Origin of the sequence: Kitasatospora sp. NPDC001309, from assembly GCF_042896295.1 — a bacterium.
Taxonomy (GTDB): domain Bacteria; phylum Actinomycetota; class Actinomycetes; order Streptomycetales; family Streptomycetaceae; genus Kitasatospora.
Genome location: NZ_JBIAXC010000027.1, coordinates 92,578 through 108,889 on the forward strand (window position 1 = coordinate 92,578; position 16,312 = coordinate 108,889).

Below are 16,312 nucleotides of genomic sequence, written 5' to 3' on the forward strand. Positions count from 1 at the left end.
TACCATGAAGATTCATCCCCTCCCGGTAGTGCCCGGACCGCACGGGCCTCGGCGGGGGTCGGCCCCGGTGCCCCGAGGAGTGTCCTTGCCCGACGAGGTTGTGCCCACGGCCGCAGCGGCCGCCCCCGAGAACCACCCCACGCCCTCGGGGGCCACCCCGGCACGCCCGGCGCCGGCCTCCTCGCGCCAGCTCGCCCCGCTCGGCCGCGGCTCCGGCAGCGGCGGCGGGATGCGCGCCCGGCTGGCCCGCCTCGGCGGCCAGCGCTCCAGCGTGCTCAACCCCGTCCTGGAGCCGCTGTTCCGCTCGATCCGGGCGAACGACCCCAAGGCCGACCCGGCGCTGCTGCGCGACATCGAGCGCGCCTACGCCGTCGCCGAGAAGTGGCACCGCGGGCAGAAGCGCAAGAGCGGCGACCCGTACATCACCCACCCGCTGGCGGTCGCGACCATCCTGGCCGAGCTCGGCATGGACGCCGCGACCCTGATGGCGGGGCTGCTGCACGACACCGTCGAGGACACCGACTACGGCCTGGAGACCCTGCGCAAGGACTTCGGCGACTCGGTGGCCCTGCTGGTCGACGGCGTCACCAAGCTGGACCGGGTCAAGTTCGGCGAGGCCGCGCAGGCCGAGACCGTCCGCAAGATGGTCGTGGCGATGGCCAAGGACCCCCGGGTCCTGGTGATCAAGCTCGCCGACCGCCTGCACAACATGCGCACCATGCGCTACCTCAAGCGGGAGAAGCAGGAGAAGAAGGCCCGCGAGACGCTGGAGATCTACGCCCCGCTGGCGCACCGGCTGGGCATGAACACCATCAAGTGGGAGCTGGAGGACCTCGCCTTCGCGATCCTCTACCCCAAGATGTACGACGAGATCGTCCGGCTGGTCGCCGAGCGCGCCCCCAAGCGGGACGAGTACCTGGCGACCGTCATCGACCAGGTCCAGGCGGACCTGCGCGGCGCCCGGATCACCGCCTCCGTCACCGGCCGGCCGAAGCACTACTACTCGGTCTACCAGAAGATGATCGTCCGGGGCCGGGACTTCGCCGAGATCTACGACCTGGTGGGCATCCGGGTCCTGGTCGACACCGTCCGCGACTGCTACGCGGCGCTGGGCACCATCCACGCGCGGTGGAACCCGGTGCCGGGGCGGTTCAAGGACTACATCGCGATGCCCAAGTTCAACATGTACCAGTCGCTGCACACCACGGTGATCGGTCCGGGCGGCAAGCCCGTCGAACTCCAGATCCGCACCTTCGACATGCACCGGCGGGCCGAGTACGGCATCGCCGCGCACTGGAAGTACAAGCAGCGCGCCGTCGCCGGGGCCTCCAAGATCCGCACCGACACCCCGACCCAGGTCCGCAAGGACGACAAGGCCGGCGCCGTCAACGAGATGGCCTGGCTGCGACAGCTGCTGGACTGGCAGAAGGAGACCGCCGACCCGGGCGAGTTCCTGGAGTCGCTGCGCTTCGACCTGGCCAGCAACGAGGTCTTCGTCTTCACCCCCAAGGGTGACGTGATAGCCCTGCCGGCCGGCTCGACCCCGGTCGACTTCGCCTTCGCGGTGCACACCGAGGTCGGCTACCGGACCATAGGGGCCCGGGTCAACGGCCGTCTGGTGCCGCTGGAGTCGACCCTGGAGAACGGCGACGCCGTCGAGGTGTTCACCTCCAAGGCGGAGAACGCCGGACCCTCCCGGGACTGGCTGGGCTTCGTCAAGTCCCCGCGCGCCCGCAACAAGATCCGCGCCTGGTTCTCCAAGGAGCGCCGCGAGGAGGCGATCGAGCACGGCAAGGAGGCGATCGTCCGGGCGATGCGCAAGCAGGGCCTGCCGATCCAGCGGATCCTGACCGGCGACTCGCTGGTCACCCTGGCCCACGAGATGCGCTACCCCGACATCTCCTCGCTCTACGCCGCCATCGGCGAGGGGCACGTCGCCGCGCAGAACATCGTCCAGAAGCTGGTCCAGGCGCTCGGCGGCGAGGAGGGGGCCACCGAGGACCTCGCCGAGACGGCCACGCCGACCCACGACAACCGGCGGGCCGTGCGCCGCCGGGCCAAGGGCGACCCCGGCGTGATCGTCAAGGGCGTCGAGGACGTCTGGGTCAAGCTGTCCCGCTGCTGCACCCCGGTGCCGGGTGACCCGATCGTCGGCTTCGTCACCCGCGGCAACGGCGTCTCGGTGCACCGCGCCGACTGCGTCAACGTGGAGTCGCTGAGCCAGCAGCCCGAGCGGATGATCGACGTCGAGTGGGCGGCGACCCAGTCCTCGGTCTTCCTGGTGGCCATCCAGGTCGAGGCGCTGGACCGCTCCCGGCTGCTCTCGGACGTCACCCGGGTGCTCTCCGACCAGCACGTCAACATCCTGTCGGCGGCGGTCCAGACCTCCCGGGACCGGGTGGCGATGAGCCGCTTCACCTTCGAGATGGGCGACCCGAAGCACCTGGGCCACGTGCTCAAGGCGGTCCGCGGCGTCGAGGGCGTGTACGACGTCTACCGGGTCACCTCGGCCCGCAAGTAGCCGCAGCGCACGAGGAAGGCCCCCGGGGAGCTCCCCGGGGGCCTTCCTCGTGCAGTGCACTCAAGTGCACTGAGCGGGCTCAGCGGGCCGGAATCAGCCGCTGAACTCCTCCTGGCTCCGGTGGGCCTGCTCCAGCAGGGTCTCCACACCGGAGAGCTCGGCCTCCAGCTTGGCGACCTTGCCGGCGTTGCCCGCCGAGCGGGCCTTGTCCAGGTCGGCCCGGAGCTTGTCGGCCTTCGCCTCGAACAGGCCCACCATGCCGGCCGCGCGGGCCTTGGCCTCCGGGTTGGAGCGCTTCCACTCGCTGTCCTCGGCCTCGCGGATGGCCCGCTCGACCGCGTTCAGCCGGCCGTCCAGCTTCGGACGGATGTCGCGCGGGACGTGGCCGATGGCCTCCCAGCGCTCGTTGACCTCGCGCAGCGCGGCCTTGGCGGCCTTGAGGTCGGTGATCGGCAGGATCGCCTCGGCCTCGGTGGCCAGCGCCTCCTTGAGCTTCTGGTTCTCCACCTGCTCGGCGTCGCGCTCGCTGAACACCGCGGAACGGGCCTGGAAGAACACGTCCTGGGCGCCGCGGAACCGCGCCCACAGCTCGTCCTCGACGTCCCGCTGCGCCCGGCCGGCGGACTTCCAGCGCGCCATCAGGTCGCGGTAGGCGGCCGCGGTGCTGCCCCAGTCGCTGGACGAGGAGAGCGCCTCGGCCTCGGAGACCAGCGCTTCCTTGGTCTGCCGGGCGTGCTCGCGCTCGGCGTCCAGGGTGGCGAAGTGCGCCTTGCGGTGCTTGGAGAAGACCGAGCGGGCGTGCGAGAAGCGGTGCCACAGCTCGTCGTCGCTCTTGCGGTCCAGCCGCGGCAGGCCCTTCCAGGTGTCCACCAGGGCGCGCAGCCGGTCCCCGGCCTCCCGCCACTGGGTGGACTCGGCGAGCTGCTCGGCCTCGGAGACCAGCGCCTCCTTGGCGGTGCGGGTCTCGTCCTGGGCCTTGGCGCGGGCGGCCTTGCGCTCCTCCCGCCGGCTCTCGATCTCACCGGTGAGCGTGTCCAGGCGCTTGGCCAGCGCGTCCAGGTCGCCGACCGCGTGTCCCTCGGTGACCTGGGCGCGGAGGTGCTCCAGCGCGGTCTGGGCGTCCTTGGCGGCCAGGTCGGTGGTGCGCACCCGCTTCTCCAGCAGGCCGATCTCCACCTCGATGCCCTGGTACTTGCGCTCGAAGTAGGCGAGGGCCTCCTCGGGCGAGCCGGCCTGCCAGGAACCCACGACGCGTTCGCCGTCCGCCGTCCTGACGTACACCGTGCCCTGCTCGTCCACACGGCCCCACGGGTCGCTGCTCATAGCGCGTCCTCCACATGACGTCGCGCCCGCTCCGGGGCGGCGCACGACCGTCGTCCACAGTTGATGTGCGGCGGACCGATGAGTCCGCCGTCCCCGTCCGCCGTGCCTTGCTGCCGAGGGTGACGGCTAGGCGGGTCCGGGCACCCTATACAACGCCAACATAGGCGACCAGGACCGGTGCTGTCCGCATCCGGGCCGGGCGATTTCGGTCCGGGACCGGGCGGGGGGCGCTGCGCGCGCCCGCCGCCGGTGGTCCCGGGTTCGGTCAACCCTTGGACACCGTAACCGAGTTGAGGGTGACGTCGGCCATCGGGTGGCCGTCGCCGGCGCCCTCCAGGGTGCCCGCGGCGGCGATCTTCTGGACCACGTCCAGGCCGCCGGTGATCTTGCCGAACGGGGTGTAGTTCGGCGGCAGCTGGGTGTCCTTGTAGACCAGGAAGAACTGGCTGCCGTTGGTGCCCGGGCCCGCGTTGGCCATCGCCACGGTGCCCGCCGGGTAGGTCGCGCCGGTCAGGTTCTCGTCCGCGAACTGGTAGCCGGGGCCGCCCGAACCCTTGGCGGTCGGGTCGCCGCACTGGAGCACGAAGATGCCGTCGGTGGTGAGCCGGTGGCACTTGGTGTGGTCGAAGTACTGCTCGCCCGCCAGGAAGTTGAACGAGTTCACGGTGTGCGGGGCCTTGGCCGCGTCCAGCGTGACGGTGACCTTGCCGCAGTTGCTGTCCAGCGACATGGTGTACGAGGCACCCTTGTCGATCGACATGGCCGGCTCGGCCTTGAACTGCTTGCCGTTGGGCGAGCCCGCCGCCGGGGCGGCGCAGCCCTCGACCGGCTTGCGGGTCGGGGTGGCGGCCGGGTCGGCCTGGGCCGGGTCGCTCTGGCTCGGCGCGGCCTGCGGGGTGGCGGCGGCCGAGGTGCCCTTGTCCTTGTCGGAGCTGAACGCGCCGCCGGCGAAGAGCCCGCCGCCGGCCAGCACCACCACCGCGAGCGAGGCGCCCAGGATCGTGTTGCGGCGCCGCCGGGCGGAGGCCGCCTCGGCCCGGCGCTGCATCTGGCGCTCGTACTTCTCGCGGGCGAGCTGCCGCCGCCGCTGTTCGCTGCTGACCACCGGCCGTGTCTCCTGAGCATGTGCGGGAAAAGTGGATGGGTTCCGGAGCGGATCATCGCACCCATCGGCGGCCAAGTGTAGGGACCGGGCCCGTAAGGACGCGGTGAACCTGTCGTGGCCCCGGCCCGCCACCGCCTATCTGGTTCGCAACCGGACCCGGACCGCCGGTAGGCTTCCCTTACGTCATCACTACTGGTAGCCACCGCAGCCCACCGCCGCACCCACCCGAAGGACGCGCGTGTTCATCGCCGGATTCCCCGCTGGAGCCTGGGGCACCAACTGCTACCTGGTCGCGCCGGCGGCGGGCGAGGAGTGCGTCATCGTCGACCCCGGGCACCAGGCCGCGCAGGGCGTCGAGGAGCTCATCCGTGAGCACCGGCTCAAGCCCGTCGCCGTCCTGCTCACCCACGGCCACATCGACCACGTCGCCTCCGTGGTCCCGGTCTGCGGCGCCCGCGGCGTCCCGGCCTGGATCCACCCCGAGGACCGGTACATGATGTCCGACCCGGAGAAGGCGCTCGGCCGTTCCCTGGGCACCCAGTTGATGGGCGAGCTCACCGTCGGGGAGCCCGACGACGTGCGCGAGCTCACCGACGGCAGCGTGCTGGAGCTGGCCGGCCTGCGGCTCACCGTGGACCACGCCCCGGGCCATACCGGGGGGTCGGTGACCTTCCGGACGCCCGGTGCCGAGGACCTCCCCCCGGTGCTGTTCTCGGGCGACCTGCTGTTCGCCGGCTCCATCGGGCGTACCGACCTCCCGGGCGGGGACGGCGAAGCGATCATGCGCTCGCTGGCCCGGGTGTGCCTGCCCCTCGACGACTCCACCGTGGTCCTCTCCGGCCACGGCGGTCAGACCACCATCGGCCGCGAGCGCGCCACCAACCCCTACCTCCGACAGGCAGCGGGGGCGGCCGGCGCCCCGGCTTTCCCGCGACGAGGAATGTGACGGAAGAGAAGTTGAGCACCTTCACCGCCCCCAAGGGCACCTACGACCTGCTGCCCCCCAGCTCCGGGACCTTCCTGGCGATCCGCGAGCGCATCGCCGCGCCCGCCCGCCGGGCCGGTTACGGCTACGTCGAGACCCCGGTCTTCGAGGACGTGAAGCTGTTCTCCCGCGGTGTCGGCGAGTCCACCGACATCGTCTCCAAGGAGATGTACACCCTCACCACCAAGGGCGGCGACGAGCTCGCGCTGCGCCCCGAGGGCACCGCCTCGGTGCTGCGCGCCGCGCTCCAGGCCAACCTGCACAAGCAGGGCAACCTGCCGGTCAAGCTCTGGTACTCCGGCTCGTACTACCGCTACGAGCGCGCCCAGAAGGGCCGCTACCGCCAGTTCTCCCAGGTCGGCGCGGAGGCGATCGGCGCCGAGGACCCGGCGCTGGACGCCGAGCTGATCATCCTGGCCGACGACGCCTTCCGCGCGCTGGGCCTGAGCGACTACTCGCTGCTGCTCAACAGCCTCGGCGACAAGCAGTGCCGCCCGGTCTACCGCGCCGCCCTGATCGAGTTCCTCTCCGGCCTGGACCTGGACGAGGAGACCCGCCGCCGTGCGGAGATCAACCCGCTGCGCGTGCTGGACGACAAGCGCGAGTCGGTGCAGGAGCAGCTGGTCGGCGCGCCGATGCTGCGCGACTTCCTGTGCGAGGAGTGCAAGGCGTACGACGAGAAGGTGCGCGAGCTGCTCACCGCCGCCGGCGTCGCCTTCGTCGACGACCCGAAGCTGGTCCGCGGCCTGGACTACTACACCCGCACCACCTTCGAGTTCGTGCACAACGGCCTCGGCGCCCAGTCCGCGATCGGCGGCGGCGGCCGCTACGACGGCCTGTCCGAGATGATCGGCGGCCCGGCGCTGCCGTCCGTCGGCTGGGCGCTCGGCGTGGACCGCACCTACCTGGCCCTGGAGGCCGAGGGCGTCGCCCTCGACCTGCCGCCCGCCACCTCCGTCTACGCCGTCGCGCTCGGCGAGGAGGCCAAGAACCTGCTGTTCGCCAAGGTGGTCGAGCTGCGCCGGGCCGGCGTCGCCACCGACCTCGCCTTCGGCGTCAAGAGCATCAAGAACGCCATGAAGTCCGCCGACCGGTCCGGCGCCCGCTTCGCCCTGATCGCCGGTGACCGGGACCTCGCCGAGGGCGTCGTCCAGCTCAAGGACATGAGCACCGGCGAGCAGTCCCCCGTCGCCCTCGACGCACTCGTCACCACCTTGAAGGAGAAGCAGCTGTGATCCGCACGCACGACGCGGGCACGCTCCGCCCGGAGCACGCAGGCACCACCGTCACCCTGGCCGGCTGGGTCGCCCGCCGCCGCGACCACGGCGGCGTCGCCTTCATCGACCTGCGCGACGCCTCCGGCACCGTGCAGATCGTGGTCCGCGACCTCGACTCGGTGCACGGCCTGCGCGCCGAGTACTGCGTCAAGGTCGTCGGCGACGTCCGGGTCCGCCCCGAGGGCAACGAGAACCCGGACATCCCGACCGGCGCGGTCGAGGTCGTCGTCAGCGACATCGAGGTGCTCTCCGAGGCCGCCCCGCTGCCGTTCCCGGTCGCCGAGTACGAGCCGGGCACGGTCAACGAGGAGGTCCGGCTGCGCTACCGCTACCTGGACCTGCGCCGCGAGGGCCCGGCCAAGGGCCTGCGGCTGCGCTCGAAGGTCAACAACATCATCCGCCGGGTGATGGAGGAGAACGACTTCCTCGACATCGAGACGCCGTACCTCACCCGCTCCACCCCCGAGGGCGCCCGCGACTTCCTCGTCCCGGTCCGCCTGCAGCCCGGCCACTGGTACGCCCTGCCGCAGTCGCCCCAGCTGTTCAAGCAACTGCTGATGGTGGCCGGCATGGAGCGGTACTACCAGATCGCCCGCTGCTTCCGCGACGAGGACTTCCGCGCCGACCGCCAGCCGGAGTTCACCCAGCTGGACATCGAGGCCTCCTTCGTCGACCAGGAGGACATCCTGGCCCTCGGCGAGAAGATCGTCGGCTCGATCTGGCGCGAGGTCCACGGCTACGAGATCCCGAACCCGCTGCCGCGGATGACCTACGCGGACGCCATGGGCCGCTACGGCTCCGACAAGCCGGACGTCCGCTTCGGCCAGGAACTCACCGACCTCACCGAGTACTTCAAGGGCACCGAGTTCCGCGTCTTCCAGGCCCCGTACGTCGGTGCCGTGGTCATGCCGGGCGGCGCCTCGCAGCCGCGCAAGCAGCTGGACGCCTGGCAGGACTGGGCCAAGGCGCGCGGCGCCAAGGGCCTCGCCTACGTGCTGATCGATGGCGAGACCGGCGAGCTGCGCGGCCCGGTCGCCAAGAACCTCTCCGCGGAGCACCTGGCCGGCCTCGCCGCCGCGGCCGGTGCCAAGAACGGCGACGCGGTCTTCTTCGCGGCCGGCAAGGAGCGCCCCTCGCAGGAGCTGCTCGGCGCTGCCCGCCTGGAGATCGGCCGCCGCTGCGAGCTGATCGACGAGTCCCAGTGGGCCTTCCTCTGGGTCGTCGACTTCCCGATGTTCGAGCCGATCGAGGACGACAAGGGCCAGTTCCAGGGCTGGCACGCGGTGCACCACCCGTTCACCGCCCCGACCGCGGAGTCGCTGGACACCTTCGACACCGACCCGGGCGCGGCCCTGTCCAACGCCTACGACCTGGTCCTCAACGGCTCGGAGCTGGGCGGCGGTTCGATCCGTATCCACCAGCGGGACGTCCAGAAGCGGGCGTTCGACGCGATCGGCCTGTCCGAGGAGGAGGCGGCCTCGCAGTTCGGCTTCCTGCTGGACGCCTTCAACTACGGCCCGCCGCCGCACGGCGGGGTCGCCTTCGGCCTCGACCGGATCGTCACGCTGCTCGGCGGCTACGACACCATCCGCGACGTCATCGCCTTCCCGAAGACGTCCACCGGTGGTGACCCGCTGACCGGCGCGCCGACCCCGATCACCCCGGCCCAGCGCCGCGAGGCCGGCGTGGACGCCCAGCCCAAGGTCCGCGAGGACGCCAAGCCCGAGGCGCAGCCCAAGAGCTGACGCCTCGTCATACGCGCTAACCTGCAACGGCCCCGGACGGTCCACCCACCGTCCGGGGCCGGTCCACAACGTGGTGTGACACAGGGAGGGTTGACTCGATGCAGGTCACCACGAGAGTCGAATGTCCGCAGGACGCCCCGGCGACCAGGCGCGTGCTCATGGCCGCGTTCCCCGGGCCGGACGAGGCGGACCTGGTGGATGCGCTGCGCCGCGACCCGGCCTGGCTGCCCGGGCTGTCGCTGGTCGCGGTCGACGACGGCGGGCTGGTGATCGGCCACGCCCTGCTGACCCGGCTGCGGGTCGGTGACGGCGGCGGGGCCGGTGACGCGCTGGCGCTCGCGCCGGTGGCGGTGGCGCCCGAGTGGCAGCGCCGGGGCGTCGGCGAACTCGTCGTCCGGGCGGCGCTGGCGGCCGCCGAGGAGGCGGGGGAGAAGCTGGTGGTGGTGCTCGGCGATCCCGGGTACTACGGACGGTTCGGCTTCATCCCGGCCGGGCGGCACGAGGTCTCCGGCCCGTTCGAGGTGCCGGAGGCGTACTTCCAGGTGCTGCCGCTGGCGGCGTACGACGGCGACCCGCGCGGGCTGTGCCGCTACCCGGAGCCCTTCGTCGCGGTCTAGCGGACGTCTCGGGGGCGTCCCGCGATCCGGTTCGCCCCTTCCTCCGGTCCGACCTGCGGGGTCACCGTTCTGCGCCTACGGTGAAGGGTCATCGGCAGTAGTCGGACGGAGGACCCGAGAGTGGCCAAGGGGCAGCAGCGGACCGCGAAGCCGGAACGACTGGCGAAGAAGCCGTACGAGCGGGAACTGCTGCGGCTGCAGCAGGAGCTTGTGAAGCTCCAGGAGTGGGTGCGGGTCGAGGGCGCCCGCCTGGTGGTGGTCTTCGAGGGGCGGGACGCGGCCGGCAAGGGCGGGGCGATCAAGCGGGTGACGGAGTACCTGAACCCGCGCATCGCCCGGGTCGCGGCGCTGCCCACCCCGACCGAGCGGCAGAAGACCCAGTGGTACTTCCAGCGGTACGTCGAACAGCTCCCGGCGGCCGGGGAGATCGTGCTGTTCGACCGCAGCTGGTACAACCGGGCCGGGGTCGAGCGGGTGATGGGCTTCTGCAGCGACGAGGAGTACTGGCAGTTCCTGCACCAGTGCCCGACCTTCGAGCAGATGCTGATCGAGGCGGGCATCCTGCTGCGCAAGTACTGGTTCTCGGTCAGTGACACCGAGCAGGAGCAGCGGTTCCGGGACCGGCTGGAGGACCCGATGAAGCGCTGGAAGCTCTCCCCGATGGACGTGGAGTCGATCACCCACTGGGAGGACTACTCGCGGGCCAAGGACGAGATGTTCGTCTACACCGACATCCCGCAGTCGCCCTGGCACGTGGTGGAGAGCGACGACAAGCGGCGGGCCCGGATCAACATGATCGCCCACCTGCTCTCCACCGTCCCGTACCACGAGGTCGCCCCGCCGCGGATCGAGCTGCCGCCCCGCCCGGCCCCGCACGGCTACCAGCGGCCCCCGCGCGACCTGCAGAAGTACGTCCCGGACCACGCCGCCGGGCTGCGGTAGCCGGCATCGCGCGGGGGCGGCCCTGTCGGCGGGCTCAACTAGGCTTCCGGTGTGGACGAACCGGACCTCTTCACCGCCGCCGCCGAGGAACTCCAGGCCAGGGAGCCCGGCCGGGCCCCGCTGGCCGTACGGATGCGCCCGCGCACCCTGGACGAGGTGGCCGGGCAGCGGCAGCTGCTGAAGCAGGGCTCGCCGCTGCGCCGGCTGGTGGCGGGCTCCCGCGGGCCGGCCGCCACCAGCTCGGTGATCCTCTGGGGGCCGCCCGGCACCGGCAAGACCACCCTGGCCCACGTGATCAGCCAGGCCGTGGAGGGCCGCTTCGTCGAGCTCTCCGCGATCACTGCCGGGGTCAAGGAGGTCCGGGCGGTGATCGACGGCGCCCGGCGGGCGGTCGGCATGTCCGGCCGGGAGACGGTGCTGTTCCTGGACGAGATCCACCGCTTCTCCAAGGCCCAGCAGGACTCGCTGCTGCCCGCCGTGGAGAACCGCTGGGTCACCCTGATCGCGGCGACCACCGAGAACCCGTACTTCTCGGTGATCTCCCCGCTGCTGTCCCGTTCGCTGCTGCTCACCCTGGAGTCGCTCACCGACGATGACGTCCGGGCGCTGCTGCGCCGGGCGGTGGAGGACGAGCGCGGCCTGGAGGGCGCGCTGGAGCTGACCCCGGAGGCCGAGGACCACCTGGTGCGGCTCGCCGGCGGGGACGCCCGGCGGGCGCTGACCACGCTGGAGGCGGCGGCCGGGGCGGCGCTGGAGAAGGGCGAGCCGAGCATCTCGCTGGCCACCACCGAGACCGCCGTGAACCAGGCGGCGGTGCGCTACGACAAGGACGGCGACCAGCACTACGACGTGGCCAGTGCGCTGATCAAGTCGATCCGCGGCAGCGACGTGGACGCCACGCTGCACTACCTGGCCCGGATGATCGAGGCGGGGGAGGACCCGCGGTTCATCGCCCGGCGGCTGATGATCTCGGCCAGCGAGGACGTCGGCCTGGCCGACCCGACGGCGCTGCAGACGGCGGTGGCGGCGGCCCAGGCGGTGGCGCTGATCGGCTTCCCGGAGGCCCGGATCATCCTGTCCCAGGCGGCGATCGCGCTGGCGCTGGCGCCCAAGTCCAACTCGGCCTACCTGGCGATCGACGCGGCGCTGGCGGACGTGCGGCAGGGGCTGGCCGGGGCCGTCCCGCCGCACCTGCGGGACGCCCACTACGGCGGCGCGGGCAAGCTCGGGCACGGCCAGGGCTACCAGTACCCGCACGACCTGCCGGAGGGCATCGCCACCCAGCAGTACGCGCCGGACTCGGTGCACGGCCGGGAGTACTACCGGCCGAACCGGCGCGGCGGCGAGGTGCGGTACGCGGACACCGTGGACTGGACGCGCGGGCGGCTGCGGGGCGAGCGCCGGAGCGCCGAGAAGCAGGCGGACAGGGCTGAGAGGAAGGCTGGGGAGGCCGGGGAGGCGCCCGGGGAAGAGGGCGCGTGATCCACCGGTATACTCAGTCGGAGTGCCAAGTCCCGGGACGGCGGCGGGGGAGACCCCACCGACCGGCCGCACCAGCGGGACATCGGCCGTAGGCCTCCTCCGGGAGGCCCGCACCAGGAGCGTCGCGCACCGTTTCGGTGTCGCGGACGGCCCGGTTTTCCGGGCCCTCCGTGTGACCAGCACTTCATGTGCCCGGCTCCGGAGAGCGGCTGATCCCTTCGCGCAGGCGTCGGGGTTATCTCCGGGTCGCGACATGCGACCTCCGTCAACACCTGGTGAAAGCCGTATTCGTAAGCAAGGAAGGTTTGGTTCATGGCGAACCAGAAGCGTCCCAAGGTCAAGATCGCGCGTGCGCTCGGCGTGCCGCTGACCCCGAAGTCCGTCAAGTACTTCGAGGCCCGCCCGTACCCGCCCGGCCAGCACGGCCGTGGTCGCAAGCAGAACTCGGACTACAAGGTCCGTCTGCTCGAGAAGCAGCGTCTGCGCGCCCAGTACGACCTGAGCGAGAAGCAGATGGCCCGCGCGTTCGACCGCGCGAAGAAGGCCGAGGGCAAGACCGGTGAGGCGCTTGTCGCCGACCTGGAGACCCGTCTGGACTCCCTGGTCCTGCGTTCGGGCATCGCCCGCACCATCTACCAGGCCCGCCAGATGGTCGTCCACGGCCACATCGAGGTCAACGGCGGCAAGGTCAACAAGCCGTCGTTCCAGATGAAGCCGGGCTTCGTGGTCACCGTCCGCGAGCGCTCCAAGGAGAAGGTCCCCTTCCAGGTCGCCCGTGAGGGTGGCTACGCGGGTGAGGGCCAGACCCCGAAGTACCTCGAGGTCAACCTGAAGGCCCTGGCCTTCCGCCTGGACCGTGCGCCGCAGCGCAAGGAGGTCCCGGTGATCTGTGACGAGCAGCTGGTCGTCGAGTACTACTCGCGCTGACCCGCGCTCGGTTCGCAGTTCGCCGAACCGGCAGCGAGCCCCCGTCGCCTTTCGAGGCGGCGGGGGCTCGTCCCTTTTCCGGTGCCGGTCGGCCCTCCGGCTACAGCTCCGCGCCGGTCATCGCGGCGGCCAGCCGCAGGTGCGGGCGGGCCTCCTCGCCGCGGCCCTGGCGCTCCAGGGTGCGGCCGAGCATCAGCCGGGCGTAGTCCTCGGCCGGGTCGAGGTCGAGGATCCGGCGCAGTTCGGCCTCGGCGCGGCCGAGCTGGGCGGAGTGGAAGTAGCTGCGGGCCAGCAGCAGCCGGACCGAGAGGTTGGCCGGCTCCTCGGCCAGCACGCCTTCCAGCATGCGGGCGGCGTCGCTGTACGCCTTGGACTCGAAGTAGAAGTTCGCGAGGCGGTACTCGTCGTGGACGGCCATGGTGCTCCTTCCGGGTGGATCCTTGCCTCCTCAAGCAATCCGCAAGCTTCAGCTATTCCGCACCGGCGCCGGGGCCGGTGCGGGCGGCACCGAACAGGGTCCGGGGCCGGGTTCCGGGCCGCCCGGCGCGCCCCCGTCGCCGAGCGCCCGGCCGACCGCGGCGTCCAGGTCCAGCCGCCCGCCCACCAGGTAGCAGTCCTCGTACTCCTGCTCGGTGAGCCCGGCCCGGGCGCGCTCGGCGCACTCCTGGTGGGTGCCGAAGAAGGAGCGGGACCCCAGGAAGGGGTTGCCGACCGCGCGCCAGATCCGGTGCGCCGCGCCCTGCAGCACCCGGGCCTCGCACAGGGCGGCCGGCTCGCCCGGCGAGGGCGGCTCGGTCTCCAGCAGTGCCAGCAGGTCGATCCCCAGCACGATGCCGAGCAGGTCGTGGAAGCGGTGGTTCAGCCGGACGCACTCGCGGGCCAGCACGCGGGCCGGCTGGACGGCGCCGTCCAGGAAGTGCGAGTACGCCATCGCGTACAGCACGTAGCCGTACGCCCACTGCTCGCCGTGCTCCTCGCACACCTCGCGGGCCTGGCCGAACCAGAGCTCGGCGCTGTCCGGATCGCCCTGGAACAGGTAGGCGAGGCCCAGCTCGACCATCGCCATCACCACGTTGCTGTTGAGCTCGCCGATGGTCCGGTAGTGCCAGAGCGCCTCCTCGAACAGCTCGGCGGCGCGCTCCGGGTCGTCACCGATCAGGGCGGCGCAGCCCTGGCGGTGGACGGCGTAGGCGAGGGCCCGGTCGTCGCCGGTGTCCAGGGCCTGGCGGCGGCACTCCTCCAGGGCGGGGCGGGCGACGCCGAGGTCGCCCTGGAGGGTGGCCATGTAGCCGGTCACCCAGAGGGCCTTTGCCCGGACCTCGGTGGGCTCGCGGTCCAGGGCGAGCGCGCGGTCCAGCCAGTGCCGGCCCTCGCCGAGGTGGCCGCAGCCGACCCAGTAGAACCACAGGGTGCCGGCCAGCAGCAGGGCGATCTGCTCCTCGCCGGGCTCGGCGAGGCAGAACTCCAGCGCGGCGCGCAGGTTGGCGTGGGCGAGCAGGGTGCGCTCGGCGGTCTCGGCCTGCCGGGGGCCGAACCACTCGACCTCGCCCCAGGTGGCCACGCCCAGGTACCAGTCCCGGTGGCGGCGCAGCAGCCGGTGCTCCTCGCCGGCGGCGCGCAGCCAGTGGCCGCCGTACTCGCGCAGGGTGTCCAGCAGGCGGAAGCGGACGCCGAAGGCGCTGTCCTCGCGCAGTACCACCGACTTGGCGACGAGTTCGTCGAGCAGGTCGAGCACGTCCTCGGGCTCGATGCCCTCGCCGGCGCAGACGTACTCGGTGGCCTCCAGGTCGAAACTGCCGGCGAAGACCGACAGGCGGGCCCAGAGTAAACGTTCCTGCACTGTGCAGAGCTCGTGACTCCAGCCGATCGTGGTGCGCAGCGTCTGGTGTCTGGGCAGGGCCGTCCGGGAGCCGCCGGTGAGCAGCCGGAAGCGGTCGTCCAGCCGGGCCGTGATCTGCTCCACCGACAGCGCGCGCAGCCGTCCGGCGGCCAGCTCCACGGCCAGCGGGATGCCGTCGAGCCGACGGCAGAGCAGGCCGACCGCCTCCGCGTTCGCCTCCGTCACCGCGAAGGACGGCAGGACGGCCCGCGCCCGGTCGGCGAACAGCCGCACCGCGTCCGGCAGCGGGGCCGGGGCGTCCGGCCGCTCCTGCGGCGGGTCGACCGGCAGCGGGGTCAGCGTCAGCAGGTGCTCGCCCGAGGCCCGCAGCGCGGTGCGGCTGGTGGCCAGCACCCGCAGCCCGGGCAGCGCGCGCAGCAGCGCGTCGGTCAGCTCGGCGCACGCCTCCACCAGGTGCTCGCAGCCGTCCAGCACCAGCAGCAGGCGGCGCCCCGCCAGGTGCTCGCCCAGCACGTCCAACGGTGGCCGGGCGGTGCCGTCGGTCAGCCGCAGCGCCTCCAGCACGGCGTGGCCGAGCAGCAGCGGGTCCTGCACCGGGGCCACGTCCACCAGCCAGGTGCCGTCCGGGAAGGCCTCGGCCGCCCGGTCCGCCGCCCGCAGCGCGAGCCGGCTCTTGCCGACCCCGCCGGGCCCGGTCACCGTCACCAGCCGCGCCCCGGCGAGCAGGCCCGCCAGCTCGGCCAGTTCCCGCCCGCGCCCGACGAAGCCCGTCACCTCGGCGGGCAGCCGGCCCGGCTCCGACTCGCGCGGCCACGCCGCGGGCTGTGCTGTCCAGTCGCCGGCCAAGCGCTGCTCCCCGTTGTTCCCGGCCCGGACCGCGGCGGTCCGGACGTGCGTCGGGCCGTACGGGCGACGGCCCGCCTGGCTGAACGAGGTGACCGGACGGTAGGTTACGCGCGCGGTTCGCACATCCGGGCGAGGCCACGGCCGTGACCCGGTCCGGAAAGCGGACCCGGGCGCGATAGGGTTCGGTTGGGAACCGCAAGGCGAGGGAGCGCGCAGAAGTGTCCGTGGGAGAGCTGGCCGGCTTGCTCGTCGCCGTGTTCTGGGCGGTCCTGGTCACCCTGCTCGCGGTGGTGCTGGTGCGACTCTCCCGGGTGTTGAAGGAAGCCACCGTCCTGGTCTCCGCGGTCACCGAACAAGCCGTCCCGCTGTTGGCCGACGCCGGTGCCGCGGTGCGCAGCGCCAACGAGCAGCTGGACCGGGTGGACGAGATCACCGCCAACGTCCAGGACGCCGCCGCCAACGCCAAGGCGCTCTCCTCCACCGCGGCCGCCACCCTGGGCGGACCGCTCATGAAGGTCGCCGCGTTCAGCTACGGCGTCCGCAAGGCCGTCGCCAAGCAGCAGGGCACCCTGCCGAGCGTGCCGGTGCAGCCCGCCGAGCGCGACGAGCTGGCCCGGCTGATCCGGGCCGAGGTGCGCGCCGCGACCGCGCCCAGGAGCGGCCTGTTCTCCCGGGTCCGGCGAGCGGTGAGGGGCTGACTGG

13 protein-coding genes are annotated in these 16,312 nt (G+C 72.3%); 9 read left to right on the forward strand and 4 right to left on the reverse strand.

From position 1 onward, the window contains the following. Window positions 1-4 precede the first annotated feature (4 nt). Window positions 5-2,521 (forward strand): RelA/SpoT family protein, encoded by a 2,517-nt coding sequence (locus tag ACFY2K_RS25610; RefSeq protein ID WP_375890002.1) that lies wholly within the window; start codon window positions 5-7, stop codon window positions 2,519-2,521. A gap of 93 nt (window positions 2,522-2,614) precedes the next feature. On the opposite strand, the gene ACFY2K_RS25615 is transcribed toward ACFY2K_RS25610, so the two are convergent. Then, on the reverse strand, window positions 2,615-3,844 hold the full coding sequence (locus ACFY2K_RS25615) for a DUF349 domain-containing protein (RefSeq protein WP_375890000.1): 1,230 nt from the start codon (window positions 3,842-3,844) through the stop codon (window positions 2,615-2,617). A gap of 265 nt (window positions 3,845-4,109) precedes the next feature. Then, complete coding sequence (locus ACFY2K_RS25620) at window positions 4,110-4,949, reverse strand: peptidylprolyl isomerase (protein WP_380593124.1); 840 nt, start codon at window positions 4,947-4,949, stop codon at window positions 4,110-4,112. A 238-nt stretch (window positions 4,950-5,187) separates the two neighbouring features. On the opposite strand from ACFY2K_RS25620, the gene ACFY2K_RS25625 reads away from it, so the two are divergent. The 7 genes from ACFY2K_RS25625 (at window position 5,188) to rpsD (ending at window position 12,924) form a co-directional block, all read left to right on the forward strand. Then, the gene (locus ACFY2K_RS25625; protein ID WP_360230103.1) at window positions 5,188-5,895 is read left to right on the forward strand and encodes an MBL fold metallo-hydrolase; all 708 of its coding nucleotides are present in this window, start codon (window positions 5,188-5,190) and stop codon (window positions 5,893-5,895) included. Window positions 5,896-5,906: 11 nt separating this feature from the next. After that, window positions 5,907-7,169, forward strand: a complete 1,263-nt coding sequence (gene hisS / locus ACFY2K_RS25630) for a histidine--tRNA ligase (RefSeq protein WP_375889996.1) — start codon at window positions 5,907-5,909, stop codon at window positions 7,167-7,169. Beyond that, window positions 7,166-8,956 carry an aspartate--tRNA ligase gene (aspS, locus tag ACFY2K_RS25635; RefSeq protein WP_375889994.1) on the forward strand — a complete coding sequence of 597 codons (1,791 nt, stop codon included), beginning with the start codon at window positions 7,166-7,168 and terminating at the stop codon, window positions 8,954-8,956. Before hisS ends, aspS begins: the two co-directional genes overlap by 4 nt. Before the next feature lie 98 nt (window positions 8,957-9,054). Then, window positions 9,055-9,573, forward strand: coding sequence for a GNAT family N-acetyltransferase (locus ACFY2K_RS25640; RefSeq protein WP_375889993.1), 519 nt, complete (start codon window positions 9,055-9,057; stop codon window positions 9,571-9,573). A gap of 120 nt (window positions 9,574-9,693) precedes the next feature. Beyond that, a complete protein-coding gene (gene ppk2 / locus ACFY2K_RS25645) occupies window positions 9,694-10,515 on the forward strand; it encodes a polyphosphate kinase 2 (RefSeq protein WP_375889991.1) in 822 nt (273 codons plus the stop codon). 51 nt (window positions 10,516-10,566) lie between these two features. Beyond that, window positions 10,567-11,997 (forward strand): replication-associated recombination protein A, encoded by a 1,431-nt coding sequence (locus ACFY2K_RS25650; RefSeq protein WP_387714279.1) that lies wholly within the window; start codon window positions 10,567-10,569, stop codon window positions 11,995-11,997. 312 nt (window positions 11,998-12,309) lie between these two features. Continuing rightward, window positions 12,310-12,924: a 30S ribosomal protein S4 gene (gene rpsD / locus ACFY2K_RS25655; protein WP_030240707.1), complete on the forward strand. Its 615-nt coding sequence runs from the start codon at window positions 12,310-12,312 to the stop codon at window positions 12,922-12,924. 100 nt (window positions 12,925-13,024) lie between these two features. On the opposite strand, the gene ACFY2K_RS25660 is transcribed toward rpsD, so the two are convergent. Further along, the gene (locus ACFY2K_RS25660) at window positions 13,025-13,342 is read right to left on the reverse strand and encodes a tetratricopeptide repeat protein (RefSeq protein WP_375889988.1); all 318 of its coding nucleotides are present in this window, start codon (window positions 13,340-13,342) and stop codon (window positions 13,025-13,027) included. 48 nt (window positions 13,343-13,390) lie between these two features. Then, window positions 13,391-15,610: an ATP-binding protein gene (locus tag ACFY2K_RS25665; RefSeq protein WP_387714281.1), complete on the reverse strand. Its 2,220-nt coding sequence runs from the start codon at window positions 15,608-15,610 to the stop codon at window positions 13,391-13,393. A 218-nt stretch (window positions 15,611-15,828) separates the two neighbouring features. Between ACFY2K_RS25665 and ACFY2K_RS25670 the strand changes: the two genes are divergently transcribed. Continuing rightward, entirely contained in the window at window positions 15,829-16,308 is a 480-nt protein-coding gene (locus ACFY2K_RS25670; protein WP_375889985.1) for a DUF948 domain-containing protein, read from the forward strand. Window positions 16,309-16,312: the final 4 nt, after the last annotated feature.

Excerpts from the sequence above, each read along its gene's own strand:
- ACFY2K_RS25660 (WP_375889988.1), bottom strand. The coding sequence starts at position 13,342 with ATGGCCGTCCACGACGAGTACCGCCTCGCGAACTTCTACTTCGAGTCC.
- ACFY2K_RS25640 (WP_375889993.1), top strand. The coding sequence starts at position 9,055 with ATGCAGGTCACCACGAGAGTCGAATGTCCGCAGGACGCCCCGGCGACC.
- ACFY2K_RS25610 (WP_375890002.1), top strand. The coding sequence starts at position 5 with ATGAAGATTCATCCCCTCCCGGTAGTGCCCGGACCGCACGGGCCTCGG.
- rpsD (WP_030240707.1), top strand. The coding sequence starts at position 12,310 with ATGGCGAACCAGAAGCGTCCCAAGGTCAAGATCGCGCGTGCGCTCGGC.
- ACFY2K_RS25615 (WP_375890000.1), bottom strand. The coding sequence starts at position 3,844 with ATGAGCAGCGACCCGTGGGGCCGTGTGGACGAGCAGGGCACGGTGTAC.